Below are 15,331 nucleotides of genomic sequence, written 5' to 3'. Positions count from 1 at the left end.
AGGATATGCTCTAGCGCCGTCCGAACAGCCGCTCCAGATCGCCCTTCTTGAGCTCGATATAGGTCGGGCGGCCATGGATGCACTGGCCAGAATGAGGCGTGGCTTCCATCTCGCGCAGCAGGGCGTTCATCTCTTCGGGCTTGAGCCTGCGGCCCGAACGCACCGACCCGTGGCAGGCCATCCGGGCGATGATCGCGTCCATGCGCTCTTCCAGAACCGCCACGCTGTCCCATTCGGCCAGCCCGTCAGCCAGATCGCGGATCAGCCCCACGCTGTCGGGCGTGCCCAGCAGCGCCGGCGTCTCGTTGATCGCGATGGCGCGCGGGCCGAACCGCTCGAGATAAAGCCCGAGCCTTTCGAGCACCGGCGCGGCCTCGATCAGCCTGTCGCAATCTTCTTGGGGCAGATCCACGACCACGGGAATGAGCTGGCGCTGGCCGGGCACCGGCCCGCTGCGCAATTGGGTGCGGAACCGCTCATAGACCAGCCGCTCATGGGCCGCGTGCTGGTCGATCAGCACCAGAGCGTCCCCGTTCTGGGCGATGATGTAGTTCTCGAACATCTGCGCGCGCGCAACCCCCAGCGGGAACTCCGCCGATTCAGCAGTGACCTCCACAGCCTGCTCGGCCCGCGCACTCGGCGCGTCCAGGGCGCCCAGCACGCTCTGGCGTCCGCCCTCCAGGGTAGGGGAGATCGGCGATCGGGCAGGAAAGGGAACGGTCGGCGCCCTGTAGCCATAGCTCGGGCCCGGACCCGCTTCGGGCTCGGCAAAGGCGGGCGCCGGCTGAGGCGCCGAAAAGCTCGCCAACGCCGATTCGGCGACGCTCGAGGACGCCCGGAATCCAGCGGCCCCCAGCGCTTCGGACAGCGCCCGGATCACCGTCCCCCGCACAGCGCTCGCGTCTCTGAAACGCAGCTCCGCCTTGGTGGGGTGAACGTTGACGTCCACCTCCCCGGGATCGATGGCCACAAAGAGCGCCAGCACGGGAAACCGGTCCCGGTGCAGGAAATCGGCATAGGCGGCCCGCGTCGCGCCCAGGAGCACCTTGTCGCGCACCGACCGGCCATTGACGAAATAGAACTGGCTCAGCGTGTTGGCTTTCGAAAAGGTCGGCAGGCCCGCCATCCCGCCCACCACGATCCCGCCGCGCGAGAAGGCGATCTCCTGGGCATTGGCCGAAAAATCCTGCCCGATGATCTGGGCGAGCCGCGCCTTGACTGCTTCGGGCCCGCTCTGGGCCGGCCAGTTGATCGGCTGGCGGTCTGCGCCAGACATCTGGAAATGCACGCCCCGGTGCGCCATGGCGAGGCGCTTGACCGCGTCGGTTATCGCGTTGGCCTCGGCCCGGTCCGATTTGAGGAATTTGCGCCGCGCGGGGATCGCCGCAAAGAGATTGCGCACCTCCACCACCGTGCCACGGTTCATCCCCTGGGGCACGGGTCCCTTGCGCACGCCCCGCGAGACCGAAAGCACCAGCCCGCTCTCGGCGTCGGCCGGGCGCGAGGCGATCGAAAGGTCCGAGACCGCGCCGATCGAGGCCAGCGCCTCGCCGCGAAACCCCAGCGTCCGGATGTCCTCGAGCCCGTCATCGGCCAGCTTGGAGGTCGCGTGCCGCTCCACCGAGAGGACGAGATCGGCCGCGCCCATCCCCACCCCGTCGTCTTCGATTCGGACGAGGGTTTTGCCCCCGCCCGCCGTGGTGATGGTGATTCGGCCCGCTCCGGCGTCCAGCGCGTTCTCCACCAGCTCCTTGACCACGCTGGCGGGCCGCTCGACCACTTCACCCGCGGCGATCTTGTTGACGAGGTCGTCTGGAAGCTGGCGAATGGCCATGAGGGATCGATTCTCCTTTGAACCTCACAATAGGCGCCCTGACGATCCATTTCATCCCGCGCGACATCGCTGTCCAAAGCTGATATGGGGCCGGGCCATGAGCACGGGCTTTAAACCGATGGAAATGGCGTTCGCGCTGGCCGAGCAGGCCGCGTTGACCGGCGAGGTGCCCGTGGGGGCGGTCATCACGCTCGAAGGGCGGCTGGTCGCGTCCGAGCGCAACCGCATGCGCGCCCTGCGCGATCCCACCGCCCATGCCGAAATGCTCGCCATCCGCTCCGCGCTCGACAAGATCGGGAGCGGACGGCTGGCCCAGTGCGATCTCTACGTCACGCTCGAGCCCTGCACCATGTGCGCGGCGGCCATCTCTCATGTGCGGCTGCGCCGGCTGTACTACGGAGCCGAGGACGCGAAGGGAGGGGCGGTGGACAATGGCGTGCGCTTTTTCGCCCAACCCACCTGCCACCACGCGCCCGAAGTGATCGGGGGGCTCTCGGGCGCGCGCGCCGGAGAGATGCTCAGGGCGTTCTTTGCCGGTCGCCGATGAAGGCCTCGAGCTTGGCTGCCAGTTCGCGCTTGAACCGGTCCTTGTCCGCGTCGCTCGCCGCGATGATTTCCCGCACCCGCCAGTATTCATAGGCGCCATAGGCCCGCAAATGCGGCCGGAAATATAGGTCGGGCGGATAGGCGGCGATCATGTGCGCGGTCAACTGATGCATCATGATCTGCGCTGACCCCAGCCCGATATCGAGCGCCGAGGGCACGAAATCGCTTGGCCAGTCATGCGGGTCGCCATTGACGTCGATGCCGATCAGGATGTCGGGGTCATCGCCCGCGCAATCGAGCGGCAGCGGATTGACTACGCCCCCATCCACCAGCAGCCGCTTTTGGAAATGCACGGGCTTGAAAAGGCTCGGGATCGCCAGCGAGCCCGCAATGGCCGGCTTGAGCAGGCCTGAGGTATAGACCACCTGATGCCAGGAGCGGAAATCGGTCGCGACACAGGCAAAGGGGATCTTGAGCGCGGAAAACCGCTCGGGCATGTCGATGGGCGTGAACGCATCGACCACGCGTTCGGCATCGAGCTGGATCGAGAGCCCCTCGGCCAGCACCTGCTTGATCGAGCGCATATGGGTCGAGAGCAGCCGCCCGAACAGCGAATTCATCGAGCCCAGCATGTCATAGGCCAGCTCCCGGATCACCCGGCCTTCGAGCCCTGCGGCCCAGCCCGACCCGATCAGCGCGCCGATCGAGGTCCCGGCGATCGAGGCGGGGCGCAGCCCCATCTCGTCCATCGCTTCGATGAAGGGAATGTGGGCCAGCCCGCGCGCCGAACCGCCCCCCAGCGCTATCCCTATCCGCGGATCTCCGGTCGCGCTCGACGTCATGTGCTCCCCCGTTGCCAGAGCCACAGGCTGGCAGGTTTACCCGCCTCTTGCCAATACTCAAGCGTGCACTTTGCGCGCGTGCGCAAACACTTGCCAGAACCAAGAAGGAGGCGCATAGGATTCTGCCCGCTGTTGTTGGTTCAAGAGTCGGCCTAGCAGCGTTCAAGAATCGAAGTGGGAATGGCACCAGTTGTGTGCCGCATCGGGGGAATGAATATGCCTGCTATCTCGCAACTTTATTTCAAGACGGCCATCGCCCTGCTGCTCGTCGGCATTGCCATGGGTCTTCACATGTCGATCTCGGGCAATCACAACGTGGTCGGAGCGCACGCCCATATCAACCTGCTGGGTTGGGCGACCAGTGCCCTCTTCGGGGCCTATCTGGCGCTCAACAGGGCCAAGGCGACGGGCCGGCTACCCTTTATCCAGTACGGCATCCACGTCGTCGGGGTGCTTTTGATGACCGGGGCGCTATACGTCTATCTCCAGGGCAACGCGGCGATGGAGCCGCTGATTGCCATCGGGTCGATCCTGTTCGCCCTGGGGGCGGTCATCTTCGCATGGATCATTTTCAAGCCTGAATAGCAGGTGCAAGCCCTGCCGGACTGACGGTCTTGCCCCGTCAGTCCGTACCCGCCATCGCCCGCCAGCCGATGTCGCGCCGGCAGAACCCGTCGGGCCAGTCGATGGCCGCGACCGCATCATAGGCGCGCTGGCGCGCCTCGGCCACCGTCGCGCCCCGCGCTACGACGTTGAGCACCCGCCCGCCATCGGCCAGCACCGCATCGCCCTCGCGCCGCGTGCCCGCGTGGAAGACGACCACATCATCGGACCCGATCGTATCGAGACCCCCGATCACCGTGTCTTTGGCGTAGGCGCCGGGATAGCCCTTTGCCGCCAGAACGACGCTCAGCGCGAAGTCATGGCGCCATTTCGGGCTCACCGTCGACAGCGCGCCCGTCGCAGTGGCTTCCAGAAGGTCGAGCAGGTCGCTCTCGAGCAGCATCAGCAGCGCCTGGCATTCGGGATCCCCGAACCGGGTGTTGAACTCGATGAGCTTGGGCCCCTCGGCCGTGATCATCAGTCCGGCAAACAGGACCCCCGTGAACGGCGTGCCGCGCGCGGCCATGCCCCTTATGGCCGGCTCGATGATCTCGCGGGCCGCCCGGTCGACCAGGGCAGCGGTCATCACCGGAGCGGGCGCATAGGCGCCCATGCCACCGGTATTGGGGCCCTCGTCCCCGTCAAAGGCCCGCTTGTGGTCCTGGGCCGGCGGCAGAAGAACGATGCTCTCGCCGTCACACAGCGCGAACAGGCTGGCCTCTTCGCCCACAAGGCATTCCTCGATCACCACTTCAGCGCCCGCGTCCCCGAACGCACCGTCGAAACACGCACGCAGGGCCGCCTCGGCTTCGTCCCGCGTCGCCGCGACGGTCACGCCCTTGCCTGCCGCCAGCCCGTCTGCCTTGACCACGATCGGGGCGCCTCGCGTTTCGAGATAGTCGAGTGCCGGGGCAAGCGCAGTGAATTTGCCATAGGCTGCGGTGGGAATGCCCATCTCGTCGCACAGCGCCTTGGTGAACGCCTTGGAGCCTTCGAGCTGGGCCGCGATTCTCGAAGGGCCCACCACGGGCACGCCCGCCGCGCGCAACCGATCGGTTATGCCCGCCACCAACGGCGCTTCTGGCCCGACGACGACTAGCCCGATCCCGTGCGCGGTGCAGAAATCGGCAACGCCGTCATGATCCGAGACGTCGAGCGCGACGTTCTCGCCCAAGGCGCCCGTGCCCCCGTTGCCCGGGGCGATATAGAGCTTTTCAAGGCGCTCGGAGCGAGCCAGCGCCCAGGCCAGGGCGTGTTCGCGTCCGCCCGATCCGATCAGCAAGACCCGCATCCCGGCAGTCTCCCTCCTGAGCTTGCAGACAAAAAGCCGGCCGGCCTTTTCGCCTCACAAGCGTCTCGTTACATCCATTCGCTCGCACTAGAGCGTTTCCAGGCAAAGTGGAAACGCTTTTCCGGTTCGGAAACGCGACAAATCAAAGACCTGGAGCGGCTCTAGCATGGCCGGGCTGCTGCGCACCACCCTTGACGGACGCGCGGGCATCGGCCACCAACGCGTCCATGAGCCAGACGCCCACCAATGCCCTTGAATACACAGTTTCCGAGGTCGCCCAGGAGGTCAAGCGCACCGTCGAGGACCGGTTCGGCCATGTCCGGATTCGCGGAGAGATCTCGGGCTATCGCGGCCAGCACGGCTCCGGGCATGCCTATTTCACCCTCAAGGACGAGGGCGCCTCGATCGACGCGGTGATCTGGAAAGGCAGCTTCTCGAAACTGCGCTTCCGCCCCGAGGAAGGGCTGGAGGTGATCGCGACGGGCCGGCTGACGACCTATCCGCGCTCTTCCAAATACCAGATCGTCATCGACAACATCGAACCGGCCGGCGCCGGCGCGCTCATGGCGCTGCTCGAGGAGCGCCGCCGCAAGCTGATCGCCGAGGGCCTGTTCGACCCCGACCGCAAGAAGCCGCTGCCCTATCTGCCCCGGGTCATCGGGGTGGTGACATCGCCCACCGGCGCCGTCATCCGCGACATCCTGCACCGGCTCGAAGACCGTTTCCCAACCCATGTCATCGTCTGGCCGGTGCGCGTGCAGGGCGACACCTGTGCCTCGGAAGTCACTGAGGCCATCGACGGGTTCAATGCGCTCGCCCCCGACGGCCCGATCCCTCGACCCGACCTTCTGATCGTGGCCCGCGGCGGCGGGTCCATCGAGGATCTGTGGGGCTTCAACGAGGAAAGCGTCGTGCGCGCGGTGGCGCGCAGCACCATCCCAACGATTACCGCCGTGGGCCACGAGACCGACACCACGCTTATCGATCACGTGGCTGACAGGAGGGCGCCCACGCCCACCGGCGCGGCTGAAATGGCGGTGCCGGTCCGCGCCGAACTGCTCTCTTATGTCGAGGAGCTGGGCCTGCGCCAGCGCTCCTGCGCGCGTCGTCTGGCGTCCAACCAGCGCGACCGGCTGCGCGCGGCGACGGCCGGGCTCCCCCGCGCGTCCGACCTCACAGCGCTGCACCGCCAGCGGCTCGACCGTGCCGCCGATCGCCTGGGCTCGGGCCTGCGCCATTGCGCCCAGCAAAAGGCCGTGGCCCTGTCGCGCTGGTCGAGCGCTTTGCGCCCGCGCCTGCTCAAATCCACGCTCGAGCTTCTGGCCCGCCGACTCGAGATGACGGGCATGCGCTCAGGGCCCGCCGTGCGCCGGATTGTTGAGGAACGCACCCGTCGCCTCGAAGCGACCGCCCGCGTGCTCTCGAGCGTGGGCTACAAGCAGGTGCTGGCCCGTGGCTTCGCGCTGGTCACCGATGCCGAGGGCCGCGTCGTCTCGACTCCAGAAGCGGTAAAGCCCGGGGATGCGCTCTCGATCACGCTCGCGGGCGGGGAGATCGAGGCCAATGTCGCAGGCGCACCTGCCCCCGCCAGACGCAAGCCACGGCCCGCTCCCGACGATCAGGAAACCCTGTTTTGAGCTTTGCGCGGCCCCGCCGTTTTCCGCTATAAGAGGGACGCGGCCCAACCAAGAGGTGACGACCATTCTGGACTCCGGCTTTTCCCCTTCCGAAGCGCAGATCCGCTATCTCGATGCCGACTATGTCGTCGTCAAGCCAGGCAGCTTCGTTCGTTGCGCCATAACCGGGACACCCATACCGCTTGAAGAACTCTCGTACTGGAGCGTCGATCGGCAGGAAGCGTATGCGGACGCCAGCGCCGCATTCAGGGCCTACCGCAACGCCATCGGCGAATAGTCCCGACGCCCCCCGTCCAACGGTCCTCGTGATCGCGAACGGGCATGGCGAGGATTCCATTGCCGCCAGCCTGATCGCCCGTTTCCCCGGCCATGTCGAGACCCACGCCTATCCGGTGATGGGCGATGGCGCGGCCTTCTCAGGCATCTGTACTCTCGCCGGCCCACGGCTGGACCTGCCCAGCCAGGGATCACGGGTCCGGGGCGGCACGGTCGCGGGCGACCTGCCGGCCATCGCCAGAGGCCTGCCGCGCGCGCTGGGGTTCCTGCGCGCCGCGCGCCGGCGCTACGACAGGGTCGTGGTGGTCGGGGACATGACGGCGATCTATCTTGCCCGGCTGTGCGGCCTGCGGGTCTCGGTCTATCTCGACGTCTACAAATATGGCGCATCCCATCGCTACTCCGCGCTCGAGCGCAAAACCATCGCGCGGGTCTGCGAAACCGTCTACTGCCGCGACGAAGCCCTGGCCGCCAGCCTGAGGGCGCACGATATCGATGCCGCCTCGGGCGGCAATGTCATGATGGATACGCTTGACTACGGCCAGTACGATGCCCAGGCCAAGCGCCGCAACCCGCTCGCCATCGCGCTGCTGCCGGGCTCGCGTGCGGGAACCGCAGAGGCCATGGCGATCCAGATCGCCGCGATCGAGCGCCTCAGGCGCACCGATCTCGACCTCTTTGCTGCTCTCGCGCCGGGCATCGAGCCCGACCAGATCGCCTCGGCCACCGGGCTCGATCATCGTCCGCCATTCCGGCCGCGCGGATGTGATCTCGGGGTTCTCATGGGTCGGGGCGGGCTGATCGTCCACCTCACCCGCGGCGCGGTGGGCAATGTGCTCGAAGCGTCCGATGTCGTGCTTTCCCAGGCCGGAACGGCGACCCAGCAGGCCCTCGGGCTCGGCAAGCCGGTCATCTCCATGCGCAGCCCGGGCACGCGCGCCAAGCGGGTCACCGATGAAGCGGCGCTGATGGGCCGGGGCAGGGTGCTGGTCGAGGAGGATGCGGGCAGGCTCGCGTCCGCGTTGCGCACGCTGCTCGACAATCCCGGAGAGCGGGCGCGGATCGCGGCGGTCATGCCCGCCCGGATCGGCGGTGCGGGCACGCTGGCGGCGGTGGTGGAAAGCCTTTTCGGCTGACCTCAGTTCTGCGCGGGATCGAGCAGCCGGTGCAGGTGCACGATGAAGTACCGGGTCTGGGCATCGTCCACGGTCATCTGGGCCTTCTGCTTCCAGACGTCGTAGGCGGCCTTGTAGTTTGGAAAGACCCCGACGATGTCGACTTTGTCGAGATCCTGGAACTCGATGGCGTCGAGCCCGGACATCTCGCCGCCGATCACAAGATGCAGCAATTGCTTGTTGGATTCGCTGGTCATGCCGTCACGCTCCGGGTTCGGTTGGTCCTTCAGGGTCGGGGCAGCCATAGACTGTGCGCAAGGCTGCGTGCAGGGGTGACCTTAATGAGCCCGACCCGGTTGCCGCAAGCGCAGCATGGCGGGTTTCGGTGCGATTGTAGAGCGGAGTGCCCCGGCACACGTCCTCGAGCCGCATGCCCGCCTCGCTCAGGATGATGTCGGCGCCCGCGATGTCCCAGTCATGTGCCCCGCGCCGCGCCACCGCCGCATCGAGCGTGCCCGCCGCCACCTGCACCAGCCGGTAGGCGAGCGAAGGATAGGCCGGCCCGCGTTCATAGGACAGCCCGCCCGAGACCAGTTCCTTATGGACCGCGATCGGTGCGGGGATCAGCGGCAGAGTCTCCGCGTCCATCTCGCCGGGGCCCATGGCGACCCCGTTGAACCAGGCGCCCCCGCCGCGCGCGGCCTCGTAGAGCTCGTCGCGCGCAGGCGCATAGACAACGCCGGCCATCGGGATGCCATCCTCGACGATGGCCATCGAGATGGTCCAGCTGTCTTCCCCCGCGATGAACCCGCGCGTGCCGTCGATCGGGTCGATCACGAAAACCCGCCGGCAGCCGAGCCTTCGGTCGTCGTCCGCGCTTTCTTCTGACAGCCAGCCATAATCGGGCCGGGCAGAGGGCAGGCACTGGGCCAGGAAGTCGTTCACCGCGATATCGGCTTCCGAGACGGGCGAGGAGACGTTCTTGATCCAGGATTTGTATTCGGACCTGAAGAACCCGAGCGCAATGATCCCGGCGTGCACGGCGGCGGCCTTGAGCAGCTTGAGGTCGTCGGCCGGTGTGTGGGGGAAGGTGTCGCTCATCGCCCTTGTGTGCGTCGGGATCAAGAAAGGCCGTTCCTGTGGCGGAAACGCGAGGGTTCGGCCGCTTTCCTATGCCCCTTGCCCGCCCGGCGCAAGGTCGTTGGGTTAATCGGCCCTTACACCGGGTGACGATCCGCTAACCCATTTCCATACAAGACAAACTTAACCCAGTTTTTTAAGCCGATCGAGAGCGCGGCCAGCTAGGTTGGGGTCATCAAGAGAGCGGCAAAAACAAGCTCTCGAAAGTTGACAGAGAGGCAGAACATGGTTCGCGGCGCACAGATCACGGGTTCCCCGGTCGCCCTTTACCTGGGCACATCCTACCCCCAAGGGCTCGGGCTTTCCCCGGCCAATGACAACAGGGCGCGCTCCGATACGATGACGGTCACCGTTCGGCGCAAGCTCGAGAAATCGGGCTTCACCGTTCGCATCAAGGTGCCGGTCGACGAGTATGTCGCGGTCGCCGTTGCGACGCGGATCGGCGAGGATGGCGAGCTTTTCAGCACCATCGAACTGGTCCACCCCAATCCCGATTTCCACTATCAGGTCTTCGAAGAGCGCGGAAACGCCAACGTTGTCGCCGAATGGCAGAACTGGGGCAAGAAGCTCCGCCTGCCGCTCTATATCCGCGCCGGCGACGGCAAGATGGTGGCCTATTCCCAGCATATCGATGGCGTCGCTCTCGGCGAGGCCGGCCCCCGCCGTATGCTCGCCCCTCAGGTCGAGCGCCGGACGCGGTTCGCCCGCAAGCGCAAGACCGGCCAGTCGGTCTGAGCGACAGGGAACCGATCATCAAGGCCCCGGAGCAGTCCGGGGCCTGTTCGGATTGGATCGGAACTGGACACGCTCTAGCCGATCCAGGCCGCGACAAGCAGGGCAAGCGTCATCGCCAGCCCCACGAAGCGGTTGAACTTGAACAGGAAAAGTGCCCGCCCCCGGTCCGCGGGATCGAGCCGGGCCACCTGCCAGCCCAGCATGGTTGCCGGAACGACCAGCGCAACCAGCCCCCAGCCGCCGCCCGCCAGCAGCCCTGCCGCCAGCCAGAGCGCCATCGCGAGCCCGTAAAACAGCGCCACGAAGCCCACGACCCTCGCGCCCACCAGAAGCGCGGTGGACTTCACCCCGATCAGCGCGTCATCCTCGATGTCCTGGAGCGCGTAGACCGTGTCGTACCCGATCGTCCAGGCGATCGCGCCGAAATAGAGCAGCACCGGCGCCAGCCCCAGCGCGCCATCGACCGCCGCCCAGCCCATCAGCGCACCCCATGAAAAGGCGAGGCCGAGGAAAAGCTGCGGCCAATAGGTGATGCGCTTCATGAACGGGTAGATCGCAACGAACCCCAGCGACGAGAGGCCCACGACGATGGCGAAGCCGTTGAACTGCACCAGCACCGCGAGCCCGACCAGAGCCTGGAGCACCAGCCAAGCCGCGGCTTGCCGCACGCTGACCTGGCCCGAGGGAATCGGCCGCGACCGCGTGCGCTCGACCTTGTCGTCGATATCGCGGTCCACGATGTCGTTGAACGTGCAGCCCGCCCCCCGCATGGCGATGGCGCCAATAAGGAACAGGACCACAAACCAGATGTTGAACGCAGTATCGGTAGCGATCGCAACCAGCGCGAGCGACATGGCGCAGGGCCAGAACAGAAGCCAGTAGCCGATCGGCCTGTCCAGCCGCGACATGCGCAGATAGGGCTTGGCCCGGTCAGGGGCGAACCGGTCCACCCAATTTCCCTTCGGGGCATCCGAGACGGTGCCCATCGGTTTGCTGGTCGAATTCATGGATAGGCTTTTTCCCGCTGGTCTTGTCTGGCACAAAGCACTGGCGTTTTCCGATCAAGAGATCAAGCCCGGAACCCCAGCATGCCGCGCACCCATAAATTCCTCCCCCGCCTGTTCGTCGATGCGCCACTGGCAGCCGGCGGCGAGCTCGAGCTCGAACCCGGACAGGTCAACCACCTCATAACGGTGCTGCGCCGCAGGCAGGGGGATCGATGCGTGCTGTTCAACGGCTCGGACGGCGCCTTCCTTGCCGAACTCACTGCAGTGGGAAAAAAGAGCGCACGGGTCACGCTGATCGAGCAGAGCGCCCCCCAGACGCCCCAGCCCGACCTCTGGTTCGGCTTCGCCCCGATCAAGCGGCTCGACTATCAGGTCCAGAAGGCAACGGAGATGGGGGCAGGCGTCCTCCAGCCGGTCATCACCCGGAACGTCCAGAGCCCGCGCATCCGGACCGACAAGGTCCGGGCCAACGTCATCGAGGCCGCCCAGCAATGCGAGGTGATCGCCGTACCCGCGGTCGCCGAACCGATCAGGCTCGAGGCGTTGATCGCCGATTGGCGGCAATCCCAGGGGGAGCGCGTCCTCGTCTTTTGCGATGAGGAAAGCGCATCCTCCTCCCCGCTCGATGCCGTCGCGGTTCATGAAGGGCGGTCCCTTGGGCTCCTGATCGGCCCGGAAGGCGGGTTCACCGCCGAGGAACGGGAGGTGCTGCTGGCGCAGGACTTCGTGTGCCCGATCAGCCTGGGCCCTCGTATTCTGCGGGCCGATACCGCGACCGTGGCCGCCCTCGCAATCATCCAGGCGGTGGCCGGCGACTGGTGATTGCTTTATCGGTGTTTTACGATAAAGAGGATTGATCTGTCGCACCGGGCCGCTATTGTCGCGGAAAACGTCCCGGCACCCTATCCCGGGACCAGAGGTTTTGCATGGTCGATACTCCTTCCCCGCACATCGAATCGCGCGGTCAACTGATCGAAGCGCTCGCGCGCGGCAACAAGCCGGTCGAGGACTGGCGCATCGGCACCGAGCACGAGAAGTTCACCTTCTTCTCGGACACGCGCATGCCCGTGCCCTATGAGGGTGAGAACGGCATCGGAGCCCTGCTCGACCGGGTGCAGGCAGAGACCGCCTGGACCCCCTATTACGACAAGGGCAAGGTGATCGGGCTCAACAACCCCCTGGGCGGCGGCGCCATCTCGCTCGAGCCGGGTGGCCAGTTCGAGCTCTCGGGCGCGCCGCTCGAGACCCTTCATGAAACCTGCGTCGAGACCAACGATCACCTCAAGCTTTTGCGCAAGTTCACCGAGCCCATGGGCATCGAGTTTCTCGGTCTGGGCGTTACCCCGACCTGGCGGCTCGAGGACATCCCCATCATGCCCAAATCGCGCTACGCGATCATGAAGCCCTATATGGAGAAGGTGGGCACGCTGGGCACCTCGATGATGTTCCGGTCCTGCACCGTGCAGGTCAATCTCGACTTTTCCTCAGAAACCGACATGGTCAAGAAGCTGCGGGTCGGGCTGGCCCTGCAGCCGCTGGCCACGGCGCTATTCGCCAATTCGCCCTTCCTCGAGGGCAAGCCCTCGGGCTATCTCTCCTACCGCTCAAACATCTGGCTCAACACCGACGCCGAGCGCACCGGCATGCTTGCCTTCGCCTTCGAGGACGGCATGGGGTTCGAGCGCTATGTGGATTACGCGCTGGACGTGCCGATGTATTTCATCGTCCGCGACGGGCAATACATCGATTGCGCCGGCGAGAGCTTCAAGGCCTTTCTTGAAGGCAAGCTGCCCCAGCGCCCCGGTGAACTCCCCACGCTCAAGGACTGGGAAGACCACCTCTCGACTCTCTTCCCCGAAGTGCGGCTCAAGCAGTTCCTTGAGATGCGCGGCGCCGATGGCGCGCCCTGGCGCGGCGTCTGCGCGCTGCCCGCCTTCTGGGTGGGGCTGCTCTACGACGATGCCGCGCTCGAAGCCGCCTGGTCCCTGGTCCGGGACTGGACGAACGAGGAACGCCAGAGCCTTCGCGATGGCGTGGCCCGTCACGCGCTCTCTACACCCTTCCGCGATGGAACGCTCATGGACGTCGCCCGCGAGGTGGTCGCCATTTCGCGGTCGGGGCTCAAGGCGCGGGGACGTCGCAACTGGGAAGGTGCGGACGAAACCGTGTTCCTCTCGCCGCTCGAATACACGCTTCAATGCGGCAAGACACCGGCCGAGCGCCTGCTCGACCTGTACCACGGGCCCTGGAACGGGGACGCTTCGCGCGTCTTTGCCGACCATCCCATGGCGCGGGATGCGGCCTGAACGAGCCAGATCACTCCGCCGCGGCGGTATCCCCCACGCTGCGCGCGCCCGAGAGATTGCCCATGTTCCCCGTGATGTGGGTCACCAGCGCATCGTAGATCCCGCCATAGGCGTGTGAGGCGCGCAGAAGCGCGATCTGGGCGTCCTGGAGCCTTGGCAGCTTGATGTCTTCGGCGATCACCCGCATGCCGGGCTGGATGGCGCTTTCGGGCAGGAAACCCACGGCGAGGTCCGACAGCACCGCGCTCGAGATCGCGGTCGCGTTCGAGGACGTATAGGCGATCCTGAAATCGCGATTTATGCGGCTGAGCGCTTCGACCGCATCGGCCCGCCAGATGCAGTATTGCGGTCCGCACGCTAGCGGCAGCGGTTCGGTCGCCAGCGCCTGTCCGCCATGAGAGGCGACCCAGAACATGCGCTCGGTCCGGAACAGCTCGCCGAATTCATGCATCGTCCCCTGGGTGAAGACGATGATGTCGTACTTGCCTGACCGCATGCCCTCGAGCAGCTCTTCGGACGGCTGGCAGCGCACATCGACCATGATCTTGGGGTGGGTGCGCTGGAAGCCCGAGAGGATGATCGGCAAAAGCTTGACCGCGTAGTCGTCGGGCACGCCGAACCGGATATTGCCCGCAAGGTCCTCGCTGGAAAAGAGATCCATGATTTCCGCGTTGAGCTTGAGCATCCGCCGTGCCCGCGCATAGACGGCCTCGCCGTCACCGGTCAGCGCGATCCGGCGGCCTTCCCTTAAGAAAAGCGGGCGCCCCAGCCGCTCTTCGAGCCGCTTGATCTGCATCGAGACCGCCGACTGGGTCTTGTAGACCCGCTTTGCCGCTTCGGTGAAGCTGCTGCAATCGGCGATCGCGCAGAAGGTCTGGAGCTGGTCGAGATCGAGAGGACTGGCCATGGCATTCATCACAGAAGTTGATGACAACAATGACTTCTATTCAATTGATTAATGTGCCGCAAGGCCCTATCTGCTCGCTTGCCGGCTCACGAGGAGCCTTGGCGAGACAGCGAGCGCATCGGCGCTTCGGAGGCCTTGAAAATGACTGCATTCTTTACCAGGTTTCGGCGCAATGGCGGTGTTGGTCGTGGCAGCCTTCGTGCCCTGATGACATTGGATGCAGCTCGTCTGAGCGATTTGGGTCTGACCCGTTTCGATATCGCGGATGCGCTGCGGGAGGGCGGCAATGCGGCCGATGTCTTGTCCGCCCGGCGCGCGCAACGCGCAACAGATTGGCTTCGGTGACCCCTTGCCGAAGCCGATATAGGTCTGGTTCGGGCCCTCGCGTTTTTGCCGGCGCAGGCCCACCAACGAGCCGGACCTGACGGAACAGGGTTGATTTGCCTTTTCGACCCCGTTTCCTGACCCCAGAGCCGGGCCCCAGCGGGTCCGGCTTTTTCATGTCCGAGTGAGGAAAGAACTCAGGGCAGGGCGGCAAAGCCCTCAGCGAAGCCGTCGAGCGAAACCGGGATGCCGATGCCCTCTTCGGGCGTCTTGAAGACGATGAAGATTCCCGAGTCGCCCTCTGACAACTGGTCGATCAGGGCCTCGTCCATGACCACTTCGGCCACGCAGCCATTGGGCAGGCAGCGCACGAACGCCACGCGCCCCTGATCCTCGCCGTCGATATTGAGCCCCAGCCCGTTGGGCAGAAGGATGCCGAGCGGGGCCAGCACGCGCAACAGGCGGGCCTGCTCGTCGGCCGTCTTGAGCACGATCACCGAGAGGGCGACATTGGGCTGGTCCTCCGCGGTCACGTTCTGGATCAGCGCGCACTGCTCTTCGTTGGCGCCCGGGAGCATGTCGCAGCTCATCTGCCAGTCCCCGTGCTGGGATCGGACAGAACCCTGTGCATGAGCCGCCGGGCTAATGACCATCGTTGCAAGCACAAGGGCGGCGCCGAAAGCGAGCAGCAGGATGGGAAGGATGGGGCGCGTCACGGAAAACTCTCCTGGGGACGGTCAGGCCGACGGGCCTTTGTGTGCGGTGTGC

17 protein-coding genes are annotated in these 15,331 nt (G+C 65.8%); 9 read left to right on the top strand and 8 right to left on the bottom strand.

Translation table 11 applies throughout. From position 1 onward, the window contains the following. Positions 1 to 10: 10 nt before the first annotated feature. Positions 11 to 1,834, bottom strand: coding sequence for a DNA mismatch repair endonuclease MutL (gene mutL, locus EO136_RS12810; RefSeq protein ID WP_127144790.1), 1,824 nt, complete (start codon positions 1,832 to 1,834; stop codon positions 11 to 13). A 97-nt stretch (positions 1,835 to 1,931) separates the two neighbouring features. On the opposite strand from mutL, the gene EO136_RS12805 reads away from it, so the two are divergent. Beyond that, a complete protein-coding gene (locus tag EO136_RS12805; protein WP_206513327.1) occupies positions 1,932 to 2,381 on the top strand; it encodes a nucleoside deaminase in 450 nt (149 codons plus the stop codon). Here EO136_RS12805 and EO136_RS12800 read toward each other — a convergent pair. Next, positions 2,353 to 3,222: a patatin-like phospholipase family protein gene (locus EO136_RS12800; protein WP_127144789.1), complete on the bottom strand. Its 870-nt coding sequence runs from the start codon at positions 3,220 to 3,222 to the stop codon at positions 2,353 to 2,355. The genes EO136_RS12805 and EO136_RS12800 overlap by 29 nt on opposite strands. Positions 3,223 to 3,438: 216 nt before the next feature. On the opposite strand from EO136_RS12800, the gene EO136_RS12795 reads away from it, so the two are divergent. Continuing rightward, the gene (locus tag EO136_RS12795; RefSeq protein WP_127144788.1) at positions 3,439 to 3,807 is read left to right on the top strand and encodes a hypothetical protein; all 369 of its coding nucleotides are present in this window, start codon (positions 3,439 to 3,441) and stop codon (positions 3,805 to 3,807) included. Between the two features lie 37 nt (positions 3,808 to 3,844). On the opposite strand, the gene purD is transcribed toward EO136_RS12795, so the two are convergent. Next, positions 3,845 to 5,116, bottom strand: coding sequence for a phosphoribosylamine--glycine ligase (gene purD / locus EO136_RS12790; RefSeq protein ID WP_127144787.1), 1,272 nt, complete (start codon positions 5,114 to 5,116; stop codon positions 3,845 to 3,847). Between the two features lie 227 nt (positions 5,117 to 5,343). On the opposite strand from purD, the gene xseA reads away from it, so the two are divergent. The 3 genes from xseA to EO136_RS12775 are packed head-to-tail and all read left to right on the top strand — an operon-like array spanning position 5,344 to position 8,165. Continuing rightward, positions 5,344 to 6,753 carry an exodeoxyribonuclease VII large subunit gene (gene xseA, locus EO136_RS12785; RefSeq protein ID WP_127144786.1) on the top strand — a complete coding sequence of 470 codons (1,410 nt, stop codon included), beginning with the start codon at positions 5,344 to 5,346 and terminating at the stop codon, positions 6,751 to 6,753. A 55-nt stretch (positions 6,754 to 6,808) separates the two neighbouring features. Further along, positions 6,809 to 7,030 carry a DUF2093 domain-containing protein gene (locus tag EO136_RS18860; protein ID WP_246018367.1) on the top strand — a complete coding sequence of 74 codons (222 nt, stop codon included), beginning with the start codon at positions 6,809 to 6,811 and terminating at the stop codon, positions 7,028 to 7,030. A gap of 28 nt (positions 7,031 to 7,058) precedes the next feature. Further along, a complete protein-coding gene (locus tag EO136_RS12775) occupies positions 7,059 to 8,165 on the top strand; it encodes a glycosyltransferase family protein (protein WP_127144784.1) in 1,107 nt (368 codons plus the stop codon). A gap of 2 nt (positions 8,166 to 8,167) precedes the next feature. Here the strand turns inward: EO136_RS12775 and EO136_RS12770 are convergent, their stop codons facing one another. Both EO136_RS12770 and EO136_RS12765 read right to left on the bottom strand, forming a co-directional pair. Further along, positions 8,168 to 8,401 (bottom strand): DUF4170 domain-containing protein, encoded by a 234-nt coding sequence (locus EO136_RS12770; RefSeq protein WP_127144783.1) that lies wholly within the window; start codon positions 8,399 to 8,401, stop codon positions 8,168 to 8,170. 4 nt (positions 8,402 to 8,405) lie between these two features. After that, positions 8,406 to 9,269 (bottom strand): 3'(2'),5'-bisphosphate nucleotidase CysQ, encoded by an 864-nt coding sequence (locus EO136_RS12765; protein WP_246018366.1) that lies wholly within the window; start codon positions 9,267 to 9,269, stop codon positions 8,406 to 8,408. Between the two features lie 240 nt (positions 9,270 to 9,509). Between EO136_RS12765 and EO136_RS12760 the strand changes: the two genes are divergently transcribed. Further along, positions 9,510 to 10,019 (top strand): DUF6101 family protein, encoded by a 510-nt coding sequence (locus tag EO136_RS12760; RefSeq protein WP_127144782.1) that lies wholly within the window; start codon positions 9,510 to 9,512, stop codon positions 10,017 to 10,019. 74 nt (positions 10,020 to 10,093) lie between these two features. Here the strand turns inward: EO136_RS12760 and ubiA are convergent, their stop codons facing one another. After that, on the bottom strand, positions 10,094 to 11,026 hold the full coding sequence (gene ubiA, locus EO136_RS12755) for a 4-hydroxybenzoate octaprenyltransferase (protein WP_127144781.1): 933 nt from the start codon (positions 11,024 to 11,026) through the stop codon (positions 10,094 to 10,096). An 81-nt stretch (positions 11,027 to 11,107) separates the two neighbouring features. Here ubiA and EO136_RS12750 point away from each other — a divergent pair, with 81 nt between their 5' ends. Both EO136_RS12750 and EO136_RS12745 read left to right on the top strand, forming a co-directional pair. After that, a complete protein-coding gene (locus EO136_RS12750) occupies positions 11,108 to 11,848 on the top strand; it encodes a 16S rRNA (uracil(1498)-N(3))-methyltransferase (RefSeq protein WP_127144780.1) in 741 nt (246 codons plus the stop codon). 104 nt (positions 11,849 to 11,952) lie between these two features. Next, complete coding sequence (locus EO136_RS12745) at positions 11,953 to 13,332, top strand: glutamate--cysteine ligase (RefSeq protein ID WP_127144779.1); 1,380 nt, start codon at positions 11,953 to 11,955, stop codon at positions 13,330 to 13,332. A 10-nt stretch (positions 13,333 to 13,342) separates the two neighbouring features. On the opposite strand, the gene EO136_RS12740 is transcribed toward EO136_RS12745, so the two are convergent. After that, a complete protein-coding gene (locus tag EO136_RS12740; RefSeq protein WP_164730582.1) occupies positions 13,343 to 14,239 on the bottom strand; it encodes a LysR family transcriptional regulator in 897 nt (298 codons plus the stop codon). 141 nt (positions 14,240 to 14,380) lie between these two features. On the opposite strand from EO136_RS12740, the gene EO136_RS12735 reads away from it, so the two are divergent. Further along, positions 14,381 to 14,584, top strand: coding sequence for a DUF1127 domain-containing protein (locus tag EO136_RS12735; RefSeq protein ID WP_127144777.1), 204 nt, complete (start codon positions 14,381 to 14,383; stop codon positions 14,582 to 14,584). A 176-nt stretch (positions 14,585 to 14,760) separates the two neighbouring features. Here the strand turns inward: EO136_RS12735 and EO136_RS12730 are convergent, their stop codons facing one another. Continuing rightward, the gene (locus EO136_RS12730) at positions 14,761 to 15,216 is read right to left on the bottom strand and encodes an invasion associated locus B family protein (protein WP_127144874.1); all 456 of its coding nucleotides are present in this window, start codon (positions 15,214 to 15,216) and stop codon (positions 14,761 to 14,763) included. Positions 15,217 to 15,331 lie beyond the last annotated feature (115 nt).

The organism is Pelagibacterium montanilacus, assembly GCF_003992665.1.
Classification (GTDB): Bacteria; Pseudomonadota; Alphaproteobacteria; order Rhizobiales; family Devosiaceae; genus Pelagibacterium; species Pelagibacterium montanilacus.
This window is presented reverse-complemented; position numbering and strand designations above follow the sequence as displayed.

Excerpts from the sequence above, each read along its gene's own strand:
- EO136_RS12735 (WP_127144777.1), top strand. The coding sequence starts at position 14,381 with ATGACTGCATTCTTTACCAGGTTTCGGCGCAATGGCGGTGTTGGTCGT.
- EO136_RS12770 (WP_127144783.1), bottom strand. The coding sequence starts at position 8,401 with ATGACCAGCGAATCCAACAAGCAATTGCTGCATCTTGTGATCGGCGGC.
- mutL (WP_127144790.1), bottom strand. The coding sequence starts at position 1,834 with ATGGCCATTCGCCAGCTTCCAGACGACCTCGTCAACAAGATCGCCGCG.
- EO136_RS12760 (WP_127144782.1), top strand. The coding sequence starts at position 9,510 with ATGGTTCGCGGCGCACAGATCACGGGTTCCCCGGTCGCCCTTTACCTG.
- EO136_RS12795 (WP_127144788.1), top strand. The coding sequence starts at position 3,439 with ATGCCTGCTATCTCGCAACTTTATTTCAAGACGGCCATCGCCCTGCTG.
- EO136_RS12745 (WP_127144779.1), top strand. The coding sequence starts at position 11,953 with ATGGTCGATACTCCTTCCCCGCACATCGAATCGCGCGGTCAACTGATC.
- EO136_RS12800 (WP_127144789.1), bottom strand. The coding sequence starts at position 3,222 with ATGACGTCGAGCGCGACCGGAGATCCGCGGATAGGGATAGCGCTGGGG.
- purD (WP_127144787.1), bottom strand. The coding sequence starts at position 5,116 with ATGCGGGTCTTGCTGATCGGATCGGGCGGACGCGAACACGCCCTGGCC.
- xseA (WP_127144786.1), top strand. The coding sequence starts at position 5,344 with ATGAGCCAGACGCCCACCAATGCCCTTGAATACACAGTTTCCGAGGTC.
- EO136_RS12730 (WP_127144874.1), bottom strand. The coding sequence starts at position 15,216 with ATGGTCATTAGCCCGGCGGCTCATGCACAGGGTTCTGTCCGATCCCAG.
- ubiA (WP_127144781.1), bottom strand. The coding sequence starts at position 11,026 with ATGAATTCGACCAGCAAACCGATGGGCACCGTCTCGGATGCCCCGAAG.
- EO136_RS12740 (WP_164730582.1), bottom strand. The coding sequence starts at position 14,239 with ATGGCCAGTCCTCTCGATCTCGACCAGCTCCAGACCTTCTGCGCGATC.
- EO136_RS12750 (WP_127144780.1), top strand. The coding sequence starts at position 11,108 with ATGCCGCGCACCCATAAATTCCTCCCCCGCCTGTTCGTCGATGCGCCA.
- EO136_RS12805 (WP_206513327.1), top strand. The coding sequence starts at position 1,932 with ATGAGCACGGGCTTTAAACCGATGGAAATGGCGTTCGCGCTGGCCGAG.